Origin of the sequence: Dolichospermum sp. UHCC 0260 (assembly GCF_009711985.1) — a bacterium.
GTDB lineage: Bacteria > Cyanobacteriota > Cyanobacteriia > Cyanobacteriales > Nostocaceae > Dolichospermum > Dolichospermum lemmermannii.
On the sequence record NZ_VIKZ01000052.1, the window covers coordinates 13,472 to 32,081 of the forward strand.

Sequence of the window (18,610 nt, forward strand, 5' to 3'; positions counted from 1 at the left end):
ACTGACCAATTAATTTTTTTCTGGTAATTTAATACTACTTGTACCGTTGGGATTAGTGACTATCTCCCCTCCTAAAGCTTCAATTTCCCGAATGGCTCGTTTGCGAGTCTTTTGATCAACTTTATTATTTAAAACCATCATCCATGTAGAAATACGGGCTGATTTACTATCTGGTTTTTGACTGAGAAACTCAGCGGTTTTTTGAGAACTAAATGCTGCTTGCTTGCTTTCCGCGTCAGTATAAGTGTTAGCCCACTCTGCGGCTTTGAGAAAAGATGTTTGGGCTGCTTGAGCATTACCTAAAAACAATAACTCATCTGTGCCTTTATAACGCCAGATATAATAGGATTTTTTGGGTAATTGTGGAGATAAAGATTTTAATCCTTTGTCCATTAAAGCTATAGATTTTTCTGGCATCCCACCGTATAAAGAGCTACTTACAGAAAGTCCTAGGTAAGCGTCTAGAAAACGAGGGTCACGTCCTAAAATAACTTCAAAATATTCTGGACTGAGACGATACCCTGTTCTATCTCTGGCTTCATCATCGCCAAAGAATTGCAAAAAATCAATATATACCCAATCTGCAATCAGGTTTTTATAACTAAAACTAGGTACATTTTTCAGTAAGTTCAAGCGAAGACTTTCTTTTTTGAGGTCTTTTTCCAGAGTTTCAACAGAAATAGATTGTTGACTGGTTAATAGTTTTTGCAACTTTGGTATTTGCATTAAGCTAATACTGGTAATACACAAGCAAACGACTAAAGGTGTGGTAATAGCTTCACGAGATAAGAACATACTTCCAGTAATTAAAAATTCATAATTAAAAATTAAAAATGACCATAGTCCCTCAATTTTATTATTGTTGCACCAATTGGCAACATTTTTGAGCTATTGCCCAATCTTCTTGAGTTTCTATGACTAATACTCGCACGGTTGAATCAGATGTGGCAATATCAACATCAATAGGTTGGCGCTGGTTTTTATCAGCATCAATTTTTAGTCCCAAAAATCCCAAGGCTTCACAAGCTGCTTGACGGATTCCTGGGGAGTTTTCACCGACTCCAGCAGTAAAAACTAAAACATCTAAACCTGCTAAACTAGCCAACATTGCCCCAATACCAGCCCGGAGACGATGTACGTATATATCCCAAGCTAGTTGAGCGCGTTGATTACCTTGGTCTTTTGCGGCTATTACCTCCCTTAAATCACTCGATACTCCAGAAATACCTTTTAATCCTGAAGATTTATTTAACACATTATCTAATTCTTGACTAGAGTAATTATACTGTTGCAGTAAATAAATTAAAATCCCTGGATCAATTGAACCACTGCGGCTACCCATCATTAAACCATCCAGGGGAGTAAATCCCATTGTTGTGTCAATACTGCAACCATTTTTGATGGCGGCTAAAGAACAACCATTACCTAAATGACAGGTAATTAACCGCAGAGATTGTAAATCTTGACCAAGAATTTCCGCGGCTCGATTTGCACAATACTGATGACTGATACCATGAAAGCCGTAACGACGGATACCTTGTTCTACTAATTGATAGGGGATAGGATAGATGGCTGCGGCATCGGGTAACGTGTGGTGAAATCCGGTATCAAAAACTGCAATTTGGGGGATATTCCCCAGACTATTTTCAATGGCTTCAATGCCAGCTAAAGCGGCTGGATTATGTGCTGGGGCTAGATTGCATAGGTGAGCGATCGCCTGTTTAACATTTTCCGTAATTATCACAGCATCTTGGTAATCTTCACCACCATGCACTACCCGATGTCCTACCGCATCTATGGCTAATAAATCATCAATTACCTTGGTTTCACCATTGATAAGAGTAGATAACAAATGAGTAAATTGCACCTGTCGAGAATCACCAGAAATGGTTTCTTGCAGTTTTGCACCTGTAGCGGTTTTAACTGTAATTTCTGCGTGATTTTGCTCCTGAATCCAATTGATTTTTCCTTCCCACAGGGGTTGGGGGGCTACATTAGGAATTGGGGATGTTATATCATATAAACAACTCTTTTGGCTGCTAGAACCGGCATTGAGGACGAGTATTTTCATAAATTCAAACTATGGTGATTTTATTTTTTGGGTGGAGTAAAACCAAACTTTGTAAAAATCCAGTGATACCATTCTTGATGAGTAGTAACAAAAGTTAAAGCTGATTCCAAATCTATCTCTAAATCTTTATTATGAATACTGATAATTAGATCATAAATCAAATCAAAGAGAATTCTATCTTCTTTATTGAAGAGAACAAAATTCCCATTAGCACTGTTTTCTAGTTGTTGCATTCTTTCTTTACCGACTTTAGCAGTAATGCCTGGTTGACGTTCATCTCTGATTAAATAAAATTGGCTTTGAGAATTATTAATCACCAATTCATTAAAATTACTAATCCGACTCGTAAAGGGAGTACCACTAATTTCTAAAAAAGCAATTACATGATACTGATTCCCTCTTTCAATAACAATATGTTCTGGTAATACCTTTTTCCCTAAACGATATTGGCTTAATTTAAATGACTGGATATGAGTCAAAGCTTCAGCAATATTTTTCAATTTACCAACATCATCACCATCACTAACAATAGATGGATTATGATACTTTTGTTCTAACTCAATTCTATGTTCATTGAGATATTCAATTACAGGATTTACGGGAATTGTAGTTTCACCAGATAAATAAGTTGCTAATCTATTCTGTAAGTTGCTTAAATCAACAGCATTAGGTGATTGTATAGCTTGAATTAGCTGACTTAAAACTTCCATTGATGTTTGTTGCTGTTGCTGTACAAATTTTAATTGCTGTTCTATTTTTTCATTACTATCTAATTCCCGAATTAGTTTTCTTTCATCTGGTAAAGAAATTCCATTAACTCTATAATCATAGTATTTAGCCGCCCGATTTAAAGCCGCACGAATAGGTTTTTTACCTAAAATATCATCTAAATCTTCAGGTAAAAATAACTGTTCTAAGGTAATATCTACAGTTTGTATTTTCACTTTGAGAATAGATTTAATTTCCGTTTCTGTCGGTTGACGTAAAGAAACCTGATATTGAGATACTCTCCCAATAATAGATTGATCAAATATTGTTTGAAATTTTTCCCACCTATCAGGAAATAAATTCAAGATAATTAAACTATTGGGAACATGAGTGAAAATCTCTTTGATAGCTTCCCCAAAATTCAATAATATTTCTTGATTGTGAGGAAGTCCTAAACCTTCTAATTGATCAAAAATAATAATTAAAGGTTCATCTAAAACAGATAATTTACCTAAAACTGAAATAGCTTCTAAAGAAAAAGCTTCTTTACTAATTTCTTCTCCCCAATTTGGTAAACCAACGGTTTCAGCTTCTTCGTCAGTTAAAACATTTCCTGCTAACCAACGAGTGCTAATATTTCTATATTTATAATCTGTATAACTGCAATATTTAACCATGCCTTTAATGATAGATAAAGCAAAACTACCCGGAGCATAATTACTCATCCACCATTCATTAATGGTCTTTTCTATATATTGCCAATATTCTCGTTTTCGTTGTGTATTTTCTTTACTTAAAGCACTAATACTATTATCTTCTAAATCATATAAGGCTTTTAAAATATCTATATCTTTTTGTGTAACATCTCTATCATTAAGACTAACTATTTTCCGAAAAGTGTTAATAATTAAAGAGTATAATTGAGGTAAATTTCCGGCTTTCTCAACTAGAGATTCTAAAATTCTACTATAAATATGATAAAGTACAGATTGGGCATTATTCGGTTGACGAATAAATAGTAATCTATTACTTGATAATCTCTCATTAGCAAGTCGCATCATTAAATGAGTTTTACCAGTACCTGGTTCTCCAATAACAACTACACCTTTACTCTGATGATTAGGATCTAATTTAATATTATTTAAAGCAGTTTGTAAAATCTGGAATTCTCGATGATAAGTATCAGCAAAATCTGGGTGATGTTGAAAAGGAGTATCAACTCGACTGCTAGTAAAGGGATTAGGTTGTTTTTTGAGATTTTCTAACATTATCTTTCTATAAAGATGATAAGTAAATTTGGCATCATAACTAGCGGTATGTGCCATATTCGGCAGAAAATATTGATTATTAGCTCGCAGATTCAAATATTTACTCAGATACTCTAAAGAATAACTTTCTAAATTTGGAAAACAGTCTTTAGCCAAAATCCAAGTACAATCAAATTCCAAATTTTGCCAAGGTAAACCAACTTGTCGAAAACTATGCTTGAGGATATCAATATCATGTTCTGCATAGTGGCAGATAATTTTTTTATCTTCAACAATAGTTAGAAATTCTGTTAATAAAGTTTTGAGACTTTTGAGATTTAAAACATTTTGAAACCCATGGGAATTACCATCACAAAAACCTTCATAAATTAACACACCTTGACTATCAACAATAGCTAATTCAGTTAAATTAGGATTTCCTTCAGTATCTAAAACAACAAAATCCATATTAATTTACTTATAAGTAGATAATCTTAACACCTATAATAATTATATCGTGAACACGAAAAATTGCTGGCGTTGCTGAATTCAAGTAATTTCTCAAACTCTTGCTCCTTGTGCCTCTGCGTGTTAGAGGATGTTTGAAAAGTTTTTAATGTATAAATAAACCCCTCTCCAAACCTCTCCCCGACGCGGGGAGAGGCTTTGAAACCCCCATTCCCTTGTAGGGAAGGGGGGAAGGGGGGTTAGGTTTCTGGAGATTATCGGTTTCATCTAATACTTTTCAAACAACCTCTTAGCGAAGCCCGATAAAATCATCCTTTCATTCACCAACGCCAAATTGTAAAATTAGTTATTACCTACGTTTACCAGAACGACGTGGAGTAGGAGAAGTAGAACCAGGCTTTTTCTCACCTGCTGCTGTGCGTGAAGAAGGCTGTCTAGGTGATTTTGAAGAAGCAGATTTAGGAGCAGAACGACGAGTCCGCTGATTTCCACCACCAGCAGGAGCTTTGCGTCCATTGGGAATTGGTTCAGCCTTAATTTCCGGGTTGACTCGAAAACCAGCCACCACCTCTTTCGGTAAACGCTGCTGAATTAGTTGCTCAATATCCGCTAACAAATGATGTTCATCAACACATACAAGGGAAATCGCTTGACCTTCCGCCCCAGCGCGTCCAGTCCGACCAATACGATGCACATAATCTTCTGGGACATTGGGTAAATCGTAATTAATAACGTGGGGTAGTTCGCTGATATCAAGTCCACGCGCAGCAATATCCGTTGCTACCAATACCTGCAAAGTCCCATCTTTGAACTTAGCTAAAGCGTGAGTTCGCGCTCCCTGACTCTTATTACCGTGAATAGCCAGGGCTTGAATGCGGTCTTCACCCAACTGCTTCACCAACCGGTCAGCGCCATGCTTCGTGCGGCTAAACACTAATACTTGATACCAGTTATTTTCCTGAATCAGATGAGAAAGTAATTGCCGCTTGCGATCGCGGTCAACATGATAAACTTTCTGTGATATCGTTGCCGCAGTTACGTTCCGACGTGCAACTTCAATCATTGTCGGGTTATGTACTAACCCAGCCGCGAGAGTTTTCACCTTATCTGAGAATGTCGCAAAAAATAGCAAATTCTGGCGTTGTTTGGGCAAAAGCGAAAGAATGCGGCGAATATCATTAATAAAACCCATGTCCAGCATTCGGTCTGCTTCATCCAGTACCAACACTTCCACACGGGACAAGTTCAGAGTCCCTTGTTGAACATGATCTAACAATCGTCCTGGAGTTGAAACCAAGATATCTACGCGGGTTCGCAATTTCTGTTTTTGGGGACCAATACTGACTCCCCCAAACATCACCATTGAATTCAGATTTAAGTATTTACCATAATCACGGACACTTTCTTGCACCTGTGCAGCGAGTTCACGGGTAGGTGTCAGAATTAACGCCCGAATTGGGGAAAATCCAGTAGAATGACTGGGAACGTTCTTATTTGCAGATAACCGATGTAACAGCGGCAAAGTGAAGCTGGCAGTTTTGCCTGTACCAGTTTGCGCTCCAGCCATAATATCACCACCAGCCAATACCACAGGGATAGCCTGTTTCTGGATTGGTGTGGGTTGATTATATCCTCGCTCAGTGACAGCACGGACAATTTCCGGGGACAAGCCGAGATTAGAAAAAGACATAGAACTCCAAAAATAACATCGGCCTGTCGCCACTCACGGCTTCAGTCTTAGGCGGACGAATGGTTTAAAATGCTAAATGGGCGGTAAGCACCAAGACTAGGAGCAAATGCCACAGTCAACCATCATAGCAGAATTATTGTTAAATCTGAAACTATGTTTAGTATGAAGTTAATTTCCAGAAGAAATTAAATATACGCTTTCTAAAACCTTTGTAAAGACGTTCCATGGAACGTCTCTACTTTTTTACCAGATGTGCCATTCTCAATAATTAGAGAATCACTATTGTTGGCTGGCTTTTTCCCTTAACCAAACTTCTAAATCACCAACTTTTGAAAAATCTAATAATACATCTCCTAATGATTCCAATTCATCAGTAGATAATCCTTGAATTTTCCCTATTAAAGATAATTCAAGTTCCCCAAATCGGCGCTTTAATAACCGGAGAATTATCTGTTGTTCTCCTAGTTGCTGTCCTTGTTGCTGTCCTTGTTGTCTTCCTTCTTGTCTAGCTTTTTCTCTGTCTTCTTGATAAAGCGGTGCTAATCTCATCACTAACTCCCTATCATCTGTTTCTATTTGTTGATTAATGTTCAAGTTTTTTTGGAGGTTGTACAGCAATTCTAGCGTCACTTTCCGAAATGGATGATTTGCCGGTAGTGCTGCTAATTCATCAATTGCCTGTTTTTGAACAGTGCCACGTCCCAATACTCTCAACCACAATGTTTCTTGAGTACATGGTAACTGATGCAAGGCCACGATGACTGTCCGTAAATACTCAGGTAAAAAATGTACTCCTGCAACCCAATCTGGTTTTTGAGTTGCACCAAATCCTGAGAGGATAGTGGAAGATGCAGTAGGAGTGAGAATCCATAATTGCGGGACTTCTATATTTTGAATAGAAGTTTTATTGCGGTTTGCTTCTCGTTGTAATGCACTCCGCACTTCCAGTAATTTTAACAGACAATCACATATTTCTTCTTTGGCTGCTGGATTGCGAAAAGGTTCAAAGATTGCAGGTTTAGTGGCTATCTTCCCCAATAACCCTAATATTTTTAAACTAGGATTTTGTGGAGAAAAAGGCGAAAATAATACATCTATTTCTCGAACTTCTGCCGCAACGCGACTAGGTGCTTGAATTTCTCCATAGGGTTTGAGTAATTCTTCTAAATAGTCCTTTGAAAATTGGTCATGAATAAATCGCGTCATTGAAAATCATGTCAGACAATGTGCTAATTACTCGGATTTTATCTGTTTTTCAGTAGCTTTAGAAAAAGGTTTGCAGAAAATAACTTTAGAAACAACTCTTAATAATAACTATAGTGAGATAATTAAAGATTGATATAGAGACTTTGTAAACTATGGCTGAACTACCCAAAACCTTAGAAGATGCGATCGCTCAATCAACTGAAGCGGTAAAATCAGCTTTAGCTGATGGTATGACTCGGATTCAAGTTGAGTTATTATTTCCAGAACTCAAATTCATGACAGTTGCAGAACAGTTTCTTCCCCAGTTTACTGAATATGAATCCCGTCTCAAAGTCTTCTTTGCTGATGCTGGTGCGGCTGCATTAGCCCGTCGTGATTGGACAGATGCCCAATTCCAAATTTCCGATATTGGTACAGGTAGGGCTGCATCTTTAGAAGCGAAAATTCAGCCAGAAGATGAAATTTTCCTATTTATTGCTCCCACCTCTGTAGAAGTCCCACAATTAGAAAAGTTGTGTGAACTGATTGGGGAACGCCCTGTCATCATGTTAACACCCAGGCTAGAAGATTCCAGCGTAGTTGGTATTGGTTACACAGCCAGAGAAACCCGTCGTCGCTTCATTAGTACCATCGAATCTTGTTACTATATCCGTCCTGTAGATGATGAATCTGCCCTTTTCCGCTGCTACCCTGGACTATGGGAAGTATGGCTAGAAACAGCGGGTGAATATCAAAAAGTTGCCGAACTCCCTAAAAAACCCTCCGGTGATGAATTAGACGCGATTCTGATGGGGGGACAACCGGAAAACACTACGGACGCTACACCTATGAGAAAACCCAGTGTGTTTAAGAGTTTGCAACGGTTTATCAAGGCTTTGAGCAGTTAGAATCACAAAGTAATGGGGAAATCGCTTAATCACCTGATTACCCATTACCAATTACAATTACCAATTACCCATTCTTTTGATTATTTATTTTAAAGATGAAATTAATCTGTTCTCAAAGTGATCTTAGTAGCAATCTTTCCCTCGTCAGTCGTGCAGTCCCGTCCAGACCAACTCACCCTGTCCTTGCCAATATTTTATTACAAGCAGATGCCGAAACTAATCAAGTCAGTTTAACAGCTTTTGACCTCAGTTTAGGTATCCGTACCAGTTTTACTGCCGAGGTATTAGAAGGTGGGACAATTGCTCTCCCTGCCAAACTGCTTGTAGATATCACCTCTCGCTTACCAGAAGGGGAAATTACCCTTGATGACCAATCAGGAGATAATACTGGAGAAGGTATAATTGTTACTCTCAAACCCAAAAGCGGACGTTATCAAGTGCGGGCTATGGGTGCAGAAGAATTTCCCGAATTACCCGTGATTGAAAACGCCGAAGCAATTCATCTTACTACTGCGGCACTAATTGAAGGGTTGAAAGGTTCTTTATTTGCTACCAGTTCAGATGAAACCAAGCAAGTCCTCACAGGTGTACATTTAACCCTGAAACAAGATACTTTAGAATTTGCAGCCACGGACGGACACCGTCTAGCAGTTTTGGAAACTACTAATGAGCGTCCTGTGGAGGGAAGCGAACAGGTAGAGGTGACAGTACCTGCAAGAGCATTACGAGAGCTACAACGGATGTTAGGACATAATTCCACATCAGAAGAAACTGTAGCTGTCTATCTTGATCAAGGGCAAGTTGTCTTTGCTTGGCAAAATCAACGCTTAACCAGCCGCACTTTAGAAGGACAATATCCCGCTTATCGGCAATTAATTCCTCGGCAATTTGAACGCCAAGTCACATTAGAAAGAAAGCAATTTATCAGCACTTTGGAACGAATTGCTGTATTAGCAGATCAGAAAAATAATATTGTCAAAGTCAGTATTGATCATGCCAATCAAGAAATTACTTTATCTTGTGAAGCGCAAGATGTTGGTAGTGGTACAGAATCAATGCCAGCCCAAATATCTGGAGAAGATATAGACATTGCTTTTAATGTCAAATATCTGATGGAAGGTTTGAAGGAATTACCATCTTCAGAAATTCAAATGCACTTAAATCAAAGTTTAACTCCAGTAATTTTCACGCCTTTGGGTGGTTTGAAAATGACCTATTTAGCTATGCCTGTACAACTGAGAAATTAGTTTTTAAGTCAGCATTTAGCTATCAGGTCATACAGCAGATTTCGCTCTAATGAGGTACTTGAATCATGAAACTCTTGTAGTGCGGGCATCTTGCCCGCTGGATATATACCTCATAACACCGGAAAGTGCTGTAACTAGAATATCCTAGATTTGTAAGGGTTTAGCAGTGCTAAACCCCTACCTATAGAATCAAGCCTACGGGAATAATTTAGTAATAAATTTTACCGCCACCCCATTTAGTCCCAACAACTTTTGGTTGGAGGAGAATGTGTCCAGAGATAGCCACCAAGTTATCTTCCGTCAGATTTCGCATTTGTGGGAAAATATCCGCACTCTTGATACTGGGGTGGATTTCAGAAATCTCGGTTTCACCATCATAGGTAGTGGGATTTTTGATATAGTCCACCAAACCTACAATATTATTGCGTTTAGGTAAAGCTCCTGCCAAAGCTTCTGGGTCAAGTCCCACGTTTTGGTTAGTCTTAGTTACACCACCAGCATGGCATTGAGCGCAAGCAAAATTAAAGAGTCTTTTGCCTTCTTTGACTTGTTTTAAACTAAGAACGACGGTATCACCTTGATCATTTAATGATACAGTACGGATAGCTTCATCTAGTTGCATTGCTGTTGCAGTACCGACAACCATCTGTAATGTCAGCAAAATAGTAGCAACAACAACACCAATTAGTCTTTTAAACATATTTCCCCTCAAAGATTTTATTGAGTCACTGTAATACCAATATCATGTTAGGAGTCCAATTTGTTGCCAAAAATACGATATGTTAGACTCTCAAAATCTAAATTTCTGGATAGGATTGGGGAGACAAAGCTAAAATCGCTATTTTTGGTGTTGTGAAATGGAAAGGGTATAGTTGTACTTTTGTTTCGACAATTCACCCACATACACTGAGTATTTGCCTACTGTCCAGTAGCCAGAATGTTTTGGTTTACTCGCAATATCATCATTACCGAGTACACAGAAGCGCCCTCCTGGTCCCTCAACCAATAGTGTTGGCTGTCCTTCAGCCTCTACTGTTAACTGTAGATAAGGTAGTGGCTCTGTCACTTCAATCACTTGACTGGGTGCAGTGGAAGTATACCCGCAATCAGTTTTTGCCTGTCCTCCAGAGATACCAGTTAAAGTTATGGGGTCTATATCAAGAGGATTTTTAATTTTAGTAGTTGGGGGTTGTGGGGGTTGGGCAAAACCGGACTGAGTCAGCAATAAACTCATGGTTAACCCGACGGGAACAACTGTAAATATCCTGAAAGTTTTCATGTTATTTCTATGACCTTAAATGTTGAGAACGCAATTTATGCATATAGTAATCTTGAATAGTCTATATTCTCAAGACGAAGGCAATCAGATGGAGTTCCTATGGGATATTTTCAAAACTAAGGCTGTAATTGACTAAATTAAGAATATTTGGAGGCGGAGAGGATGCCTGAAAAGTATCATGCAAGTAACTGAACAAAATTAATTGCAGATTTTTTTCATAAACAGAAATCTCTGTATTCCTTTCCTGTTCCCTCTCCTCAATCTGAAATTTATTTTGCACGACTACTTATATCTGAATTACTGCTTCAGAGTGCGGGAAAGAATGGGAGGATTGCGTTAGGCTGGATAAAACTGAAAAACAACGGGTTGTTCCATCCGTATAAATCCTGTTGACACTCCCCGGTCTAAAGACACGAGGATTCTTGGTTCAACGAGACCACTTAAACTAGATTCCTTGCGTTATCTAGCTCAGAGGTGGGACTCTCCCCAAGCGTTAACTTTCGGTCTGTCCGACCGTAGTTGCATGACTGCAAGTCCTGTTTAACTTGAAACGAGAAAGTTTCAAAATTCTGATTCGTCTAGTTCCTATAAATCTTTTACCTACTGCTAGGAGGAAACTAGAACAATGCAGTAGAACCGCATAGATTTAATTGTCAAGGTACAGAAAAGCCGTTAGGCAGTTAGGTTTTTAGACAGGTTGATTACCCTTCCTGTTACAAATAGTGTAACACTAATCGTCACTGGGGGATAAATCCCCTAGATGGCTTTCATCCCCGTCTTAAAAGACATTGACACCTAAAAACTTTTTGGATTTTTAGGTGTCAATTCCGGGGTTTTCAGCTTATTTTCTTATAAAATTTCCTGATGTTCAAACTAAAACATCCTCAAAACACTAACACAGGGTGGTCTTTGGATCAACGAGATCCAAAGTTCATCGAGTCTATGATGCCTATACTAGGCTTGTTATATAATTTCTATTTTCGAGTCCAAACCAGTGGCTGGGAAAATGTCCCAGATGAAAAAATTCTCATTGTCGGTTCTCATAATGGCGGACTGGCTTCTCCGGACACATCCATGATGTTATATGATTGGTTGCGTCGCTTTAGTGTGAAAAGACCGATTTATGGTTTGATGCACCCTAAAGTTTGGGATGTGTTGCCACCGGCGGCGGAAATGGCGATGAAGGCTGGTGCAGTGAGAGCGCATCCGAAAATGGCTTACAAGGCCTTGCGGGCTGGTGCTAGTGTCTTAGTCTATCCTGGTGGCGCTGAGGATGTGTTTCGACCCCATGCAATGCGGGATAAAATTTATTTTGCCCAACGGAAGGGGTTTATTAAGTTGGCACTCCGGGAAAATGTCCCGATTATACCAGCAATTTCCTGGGGATCACATGATACTCTGATTGTCTTGGCTGATATATATGAAATTATGCAGCAATTTCATAAAATGGGGATGCCTTGGCTGTTTGGGATAGATCCTTTGGTGTTTCCTGTTTATCTGGGATTACCTTGGGGATTGGCTTTTGGACCTTGGCCGAATATTCCTTTGCCCGTGCCTATCTATACTAGGGTTTGTCCCCCGATTGTGTTTGCAAGGTATGGAAAAGAAGCCGCAAGCGATCGCATTTATGTGAACGAATGCTATGAATTAGTCAAAAGCAAAATGCAGCAAGAGTTGGATAGTTTAATTCAAGAAGCTGGTCATTAATATTATCCTGGCGGTGCTTTTGTCGCCAGGTATTTTAAAACGTTAATTAGGTATTTGTAGGTGTAACAATTGCCTGTATATTAAGTAAGTGGACGGGAGATAAACAAAACTTGTAACAATATGTAAATTTGCCTCTATGCGTTATTGTGGTTGAGTTTTAGCCATTCCCCAAAACGAAATATATTTTGATTTTCCTCCGCCCACCTACTTGGATTTCATATTGAATATATCAGAGAGTTTTATGGTACAGAAAAAACCGCAATGGTTTGAAACCGCTCTACAAATTAAAGGTTCAGTCATTGCTGCTATCTACAAACGGGTGCTGTTATGTGGTGCTTTTGGAGTTTTAATTTCTCTACTTTATCATCTTCAAATTCCCGTTTCTCAGCCAATTTTAGGGACTGTTATTCCCAGTATTGTTTTAGGTTTATTATTAGTATTTCGCACGAATACAGCTTATGATCGCTTTTGGGAAGGGAGAAAATGCTGGGGGCAATAGTCAATACTACCCGTAATTTAGCCAGACAAATATGGGTATCTATTGATGAAAAAGAACCAGAGGATAAAAATAATAAAATTGATGCCTTAAACTTACTTGTGGCTTTTGGCGTAGCGACAAAACTACATTTACGAGGTGAGCCTATCAATAATGATTTAGAAGAATTAATGCCAGACTCTTACTATATAAAATTAAAGATTATGAATAATCCTCCTTTAGAAGTAGCTTTTTGGATTAGCGATTATTTACAACAGCAATACAATCGTCATTGCATTAATAGTTATCAATTGACATCTCTACAGGAATTATTAAATATCTTGGTAGATAATTTAGGTTCTTGTGAACGAATTTTAAGAACACCAATGCCTCTAGCTTATGCTATTCACCTTAAACAATTATTATTACTGTATTGCTTCCTCTTGCCATTTCAAATAGTTCAGAGTCTTGGCTGGTGGACTGGGTTAATTTCTGCTTTGGTTAGCTTTACGTTATTAGGTATTGAAGCCATTGGTTTAGAAATAGAAAATCCCTTTGGTTATGATGAAAATGACTTACCTTTAGACGCAATTTGCATAACAATGAAACGGAATATTGATGATTTAATCAGCTTAACTCCTACTGTGCATAAATCATGAAATTTCAAATAGCAGTGGCAATTAAAAGAATGCAGAATTTAGAATTTAGAATTACGTTTTGCAACGGGGATTTTACCCCGACGCAAAACCCGCTGCTTGTAGAAGCAGGGGACTTTAACCCCCAAAGGTAAGTTAAAAATCTCATCTTAGATTATCAGGAAATATCAGCTATAAATGGAGATACTGCCTCAACAAATGCCTGAGTATATTCATAGGGCATGACATTTTTGCCAATGATTTTTACTCCCTGACTTTGAGGTAAGCAATTCAGATAATATGCTAATCGTTCGTCGGGAGCTTCTGGTTTACTTTCTTTACTAATACCGCGAGCTTGTTCTCCCACAACCAATAATGTCCGGTGCGAAATTGAGGCAATATCACTACTGTAATCTCTTTGCCAAAATCTCGCTAAAAAAGCAAATACAGCATAACGCCCTCGCATATTTTTAGCATCTGCTATGAGAGTATTTAGCCATTCATCATCAACGTTTTCACTAACAGCAAACAATTTTTCAACAGAGAAAGAATATAAAAATTTGCGGGTACGGGCATAGCGGAAAAAAGCATTACCTATGGGAGATGTAAAAATGCTCCAAAGTAAGTTCTGTTGCCATTTGGGGGCATTTTTAGTAATAACTGGACGAGATGTAGGATCAGATAATACTAACCCAGCAATTAAGTCTTTTTCCAGTTTCACTAATTCAATGGCAACGGGTAATAAAGCTCCTTGGACTACGATAATAACGGGTTGTTTAACCACAGTTTGCAAGAAGTGTTCTAACTGTTTTGCCCAGTTAATTGGTGTATGCGCTAAAGCTGGCATATCACTTTCACCACATCCCAATAAGTCGGGATTATAAATAAGATTTTGGTGCTTTTTATCATACCATTCTCGGCAAAATCGCTGCCAAAATTGCCGTGATAATCCTACTCCGATAGGATGAATTAAAAGTAACGGAATACCTGAAGCAGTAGAATTGAGAGGTTGATGAATTTCATAAGCACAGCGGTAGTTTTGCCAACTATAATACTGGGTTGGAGATGCTGTGGAGTTGCTGATTGTAGATGATGACATGATGGCAATTTTTAATAGTAACTAAAAAATCATGTGAGGATGAATGAATTGATATCCAGCATCTTTCAGTTTTTGATTGGACACCCAGGCATTATATGGGCGGGTATTTTTATTATCTGCATCCCAAATAACATTAGGTAAATTATTTTTTGTCATCACATTATTAAGTAATTCTTTATTCGTGAGATGACTATCATCTACAAGATTATAAATACCTTGTAAGCGCTGCTCACGAGCAAATTCTATTGTACTAACAATGTCATCAAGATGAATCCAATTGCTGATATCTTCCCCATTACCAGGACGGGTTGTTCCTGACGCTCTACTAAATAGTTTTACCAGTTCTCTACCGGGTCCATAAATACCTCCTAAACGTAAAATACAAACGCGGGTATTGTCATTATTTGCTGTTAATAATATATCTTCTGTTTTTCGCAGTAGTTGAGAATTGCGATTAGCTGGTGCTGGTGGGCTTTCTTCGTCTACCCATACACCGTTTCTATCTCCATAAATTGAATAACTACCTGTATATATTACTTGGTGAATATTAGGAAATTGGGGGAGGAGAGAAACTAGATTTTTGGCAGTGTTTACATAAGTTTCTTCATAAGAATCAGCGGTTTTTGCGCCGACACTTAATAAGATAACTTCTTGATTTTTTAATACAGCTTTCAAGCTTTCTAGATCATTACCTGAAGTGACAATAACCCTTTGTGCTACTGCTTCTAAAGTAGATATCCTTTGGGGATTAGTGGTAGTTGCCGTCAGCATAAAATTACTATTTGACTGCCAATATTTGCTAACGGCACAACCGACATAACCACAGCCAATAATTGCAATGTTCATGATCATTAATAGAACTAAAATAATTTATTTTTAACAATTACCAGTCAATCATCAATAGTACAGGAATCCAGAAGCTTTTGGCTAATAAGTATTAGTCTAACTTTAAATTTTCCTACCTATTCAGATGTATAACGGGAGCAGGAAGCCACATTGATAATTAAATTTGGTGAATATAGCAGCCCTATTTTCTATTTAAACTTGACTGATGCACTCAAGCAGCAGGAAATAGATTCTCTCACATATTATGGAGTATGGCTATATTATTAATTTCAGTGGCTATGAACTGTTACTCACTGGTGATTTAGTTTGTAAGTAATTTTAACTTACTTTTTTACTTTTTATCCTCTGAAGTCGTTTTTAGTTATGAATTATACCATCTGGCATGATTGCTCCAGTTAATTTAGCACCAATTAATTTTACCAGCAGGCGATCGCCTGAACGAATTCTCGCCCCTGTCAAGTCAGCACCCCGCAAGTCAGCACCGCTAAGATCCGCACCAATCAAATTAGCCGAGCGTAAGTTGGCATCTCTTAAATCTGCTAACAGTAAGTTAGCTCTAAATAAATTGGCTTCTGACAAATCCGCACCTCTGAGAATCACCTTGTGCATAAAAGTATCACTGAGATTAGAACCGCTTAAATTTGCATAACTCAAGTTTCTTCCTGATAAATCCCGATTACTCAAATTAGCGTGGCTAAAATCTTTACCACTTAAATCTGAATTTGCCTGTGGTTGTTGATAGGTTTTTTGTGGTGAGTAAGAGTATGTAGATGATGGTTTATCGGCTTGAGGTGGTGGAGAATAAGGGGGAGTGGGCTGTTTATTCCGGAAAGAGCGCAATTTATCACGAGCTTCATTAAATAATTTCAGCTTCTCATGTGCCTTGTTTTGTAAGCGCAGGTTGTCTTTGGGGAGGCGGTCCGGGTGCCAAACAAAGACTAAATCTTTATAAGCCTGGTTGATTTCTTCAAGTGTGGCCCCTAACTCTAATTCTAAAATTCTGTAGTACCGCTCCAGTTCGCTGCTCGTCATAGTGTATTGATGAATATTAATTAATAATTGAACAAATGATGAGTTATTTGTTCATTCTACAACTTTCTTATTCAATGAACTTACGTTGAATAGGAGTTTGACTGCTTTTACAGCCACTAGCATCTTGACTAATTTAACTGGTTTACTTGCTATTTTTTCAGCATCAAGGAACACATCTAAATTTTCCAAAATTTACATTACAAAAAAGGGAACAGGGAATAGGGAACAGGGAACAGATAAGAAACTCAAGTTTCGCCAGTTTAAAGCTCAGTCAAGAAAAAGATATTTTTCAAAGATGCGTAGCCCGAAAAAAACAGTATCATTCAAAAGCGAAACCCAACAGTATCATATAATTGATTGTTGAGTTTCTTTTGTCAACTTGATCAAATAATGTATTTTCTATGAGCTTATGTGGCAACTTTCATAAAAGAGATAAATTGAGTTTATTGCCAGATTACTAATATTTATTTGCGATATTTTGAGAGAGTTTTAAAAAGGGGCATTCGATATATTAAAAATAAATTTAGATTACATTTTGGATTATTCCTTACAACCGCCTTAGAATGAATTATAAGGCTAATAACAAAACTCGTCTGAAGACGACTCAGAGAATATTTCAGTCCGTTTTAACGAACTTTAGTTATTAGACTGGGAATTCATTCCCAGGTGGGTTAGGTGACTAATTGAGAATCTAATTGAGAATAGTTCAAAGGTTCACACGCTGTATTCTCCATTCACCTACACTTTGTATTTGTGACTAAATACCGAAAGAAAATAATTAATGCTCCAATACTGGACAGAATGCACGAGATTTTCGCAAATATTTGCATTAAAACTAACTGTATATTAGTAGAGTTTTCCGGTGAACAAGATCATGTCGATTTATTGGTAGACTACCACCCGGACAATAATATCTCTGATTTTACATCTAGTTTAAAATCTGCCAGTAGCAGGATTATTCGTAAAGAATTTAAAGAACATATTGATAAATTTTATTGGAAACCTGTCTTCTGGTCTAGCTCGTATTATGTGGCATCAAGTGGTGGTGCGCCAATTGAAAAACTAAAGCAATATATCAAGGAACAAGACGCACCAACGAAGTAAATAGAATAGAAAGATGGTTATTTTCGCTTCGCACTCAATTTCCCGCTCTAACCCCTACCCTATGGGTACATTGAGGGTAGGGACTGCCGCGAGAAGTTCAACAATTAATTGTTGGGGAAGAGACGAGCCATTTCTGATTCATTAAAAACCTCAGATGGCAGTTCTTCCAAATTGTCGTCACAATTCTGAAACGAAGTTTCATCACCCCAGATGTCCGAAACTACATCATCAAATCCATTTTCTGCAGATGTATTCAGCCCAGTCAAAGCATGATCAGGTATTTCCCCAAAGGGATTTTCACCAACTGAAGTGAGGCTATTAAGGCTCTGATCATTGCTTTCATCAGTTAAAGACATGGAAGTAAAGGAAACATGACCGAAATTACCCATTGCTTCTGAGTCATGGGCAATATCTTTATCAGATAAGGAAATATCACCAAAGCCATCATCATCTTGTTCTACAGCCCAAGTCGCTTGTGTTTCGTTTCGCAACTCATTCAGACTCATCTCAGGGATTGAGAAAGATTCCGCTTCTGGTTCAGGGCCATCCACCATGACCACAGCCTGCTGACGGGAGTACATCTGTGGTTCTACTGTAGGACTGAGACGATTACCAAGGGCAATATCGGGGTCAAAATGTAAATTCAGAACTTCAATTAAAGTATCCGCATCTGGATTCAGTTTGGCAAAGGGAAGCATTAGCTGGGCCAATTTCGGTTCTAGAGCATTAATAACTCCCAGGATAAGGTAAGAAGAAGGTCGCTTGCCGCCATCAGGGGTATAAACTGATTCAACAGTCATCTGAAGCGTAATCCATTCACGATTGGCTTGAAAGAATTGCAGCCACTTTTGTTTGATCGAATCGGTAAAACTATCAAAGAAAGCCATAAACCCATCCTGAGAGGTAAAA

14 protein-coding genes and 2 pseudogenes are annotated in these 18,610 nt (G+C 38.1%); 5 read left to right on the plus strand and 11 right to left on the minus strand.

All coding sequences use genetic code 11. The features are described 5' to 3' along the window. Nucleotides 1-9: 9 nt before the first annotated feature. The 5 genes from FJR08_RS17990 to FJR08_RS18010 all read right to left on the minus strand — a co-directional run bounded on the left by FJR08_RS17990 (nucleotide 10) and on the right by FJR08_RS18010 (nucleotide 7,390). Nucleotides 10-795 carry a hypothetical protein gene (locus FJR08_RS17990; RefSeq protein ID WP_168634096.1) on the minus strand — a complete coding sequence of 262 codons (786 nt, stop codon included), beginning with the start codon at nucleotides 793-795 and terminating at the stop codon, nucleotides 10-12. Nucleotides 796-856: 61 nt separating this feature from the next. Continuing rightward, nucleotides 857-2,071 carry an acetate kinase gene (locus FJR08_RS17995; protein ID WP_168634097.1) on the minus strand — a complete coding sequence of 405 codons (1,215 nt, stop codon included), beginning with the start codon at nucleotides 2,069-2,071 and terminating at the stop codon, nucleotides 857-859. A 20-nt stretch (nucleotides 2,072-2,091) separates the two neighbouring features. Beyond that, entirely contained in the window at nucleotides 2,092-4,494 is a 2,403-nt protein-coding gene (locus tag FJR08_RS18000) for an exonuclease domain-containing protein (protein WP_168634098.1), read from the minus strand. 349 nt (nucleotides 4,495-4,843) lie between these two features. Beyond that, nucleotides 4,844-6,184, minus strand: coding sequence for a DEAD/DEAH box helicase (locus tag FJR08_RS18005; RefSeq protein WP_168634099.1), 1,341 nt, complete (start codon nucleotides 6,182-6,184; stop codon nucleotides 4,844-4,846). A 279-nt stretch (nucleotides 6,185-6,463) separates the two neighbouring features. After that, on the minus strand, nucleotides 6,464-7,390 hold the full coding sequence (locus tag FJR08_RS18010) for a DUF4351 domain-containing protein (RefSeq protein ID WP_168634100.1): 927 nt from the start codon (nucleotides 7,388-7,390) through the stop codon (nucleotides 6,464-6,466). A gap of 152 nt (nucleotides 7,391-7,542) precedes the next feature. Between FJR08_RS18010 and FJR08_RS18015 the strand changes: the two genes are divergently transcribed. Further along, nucleotides 7,543-8,277 carry a DUF1995 family protein gene (locus FJR08_RS18015; protein ID WP_168634101.1) on the plus strand — a complete coding sequence of 245 codons (735 nt, stop codon included), beginning with the start codon at nucleotides 7,543-7,545 and terminating at the stop codon, nucleotides 8,275-8,277. 95 nt (nucleotides 8,278-8,372) lie between these two features. Further along, nucleotides 8,373-9,524: a DNA polymerase III subunit beta gene (gene dnaN / locus FJR08_RS18020; protein ID WP_015079557.1), complete on the plus strand. Its 1,152-nt coding sequence runs from the start codon at nucleotides 8,373-8,375 to the stop codon at nucleotides 9,522-9,524. 208 nt (nucleotides 9,525-9,732) lie between these two features. Here dnaN and psbV read toward each other — a convergent pair whose 3' ends face one another. Next, the gene (gene psbV, locus FJR08_RS18025; protein WP_168634102.1) at nucleotides 9,733-10,224 is read right to left on the minus strand and encodes a photosystem II cytochrome c-550; all 492 of its coding nucleotides are present in this window, start codon (nucleotides 10,222-10,224) and stop codon (nucleotides 9,733-9,735) included. 138 nt (nucleotides 10,225-10,362) lie between these two features. Beyond that, a complete protein-coding gene (locus FJR08_RS18030; RefSeq protein WP_168634103.1) occupies nucleotides 10,363-10,803 on the minus strand; it encodes a hypothetical protein in 441 nt (146 codons plus the stop codon). A gap of 864 nt (nucleotides 10,804-11,667) precedes the next feature. Between FJR08_RS18030 and FJR08_RS18035 the strand changes: the two genes are divergently transcribed. Next, entirely contained in the window at nucleotides 11,668-12,510 is an 843-nt protein-coding gene (locus FJR08_RS18035) for a lysophospholipid acyltransferase family protein (protein ID WP_015079560.1), read from the plus strand. Between the two features lie 241 nt (nucleotides 12,511-12,751). Next, a pseudogene (locus FJR08_RS18040) lies at nucleotides 12,752-13,644 on the plus strand (bestrophin family protein). 154 nt (nucleotides 13,645-13,798) lie between these two features. Here the strand turns inward: FJR08_RS18040 and FJR08_RS18045 are convergent. The 3 genes from FJR08_RS18045 to FJR08_RS18055 all read right to left on the minus strand — a co-directional run bounded on the left by FJR08_RS18045 (nucleotide 13,799) and on the right by FJR08_RS18055 (nucleotide 16,597). Next, nucleotides 13,799-14,719: an alpha/beta fold hydrolase gene (locus FJR08_RS18045; RefSeq protein ID WP_015079562.1), complete on the minus strand. Its 921-nt coding sequence runs from the start codon at nucleotides 14,717-14,719 to the stop codon at nucleotides 13,799-13,801. Between the two features lie 21 nt (nucleotides 14,720-14,740). Beyond that, on the minus strand, nucleotides 14,741-15,565 hold the full coding sequence (locus FJR08_RS18050) for an NAD-dependent epimerase/dehydratase family protein (RefSeq protein ID WP_015079563.1): 825 nt from the start codon (nucleotides 15,563-15,565) through the stop codon (nucleotides 14,741-14,743). 357 nt (nucleotides 15,566-15,922) lie between these two features. Continuing rightward, entirely contained in the window at nucleotides 15,923-16,597 is a 675-nt protein-coding gene (locus FJR08_RS18055) for a pentapeptide repeat-containing protein (RefSeq protein ID WP_168634104.1), read from the minus strand. Between the two features lie 708 nt (nucleotides 16,598-17,305). Here FJR08_RS18055 and tnpA point away from each other — a divergent pair. Beyond that, nucleotides 17,306-17,701, plus strand: a pseudogene (gene tnpA, locus FJR08_RS18060) (IS200/IS605 family transposase); the annotation flags it as partial. A gap of 104 nt (nucleotides 17,702-17,805) precedes the next feature. On the opposite strand, the gene FJR08_RS18065 reads toward tnpA, so the two are convergent. After that, nucleotides 17,806-18,588, minus strand: a complete 783-nt coding sequence (locus FJR08_RS18065; RefSeq protein WP_168634105.1) for a DUF5331 domain-containing protein — start codon at nucleotides 18,586-18,588, stop codon at nucleotides 17,806-17,808. Between the last annotated feature and the right edge of the window lie 22 nt (nucleotides 18,589-18,610).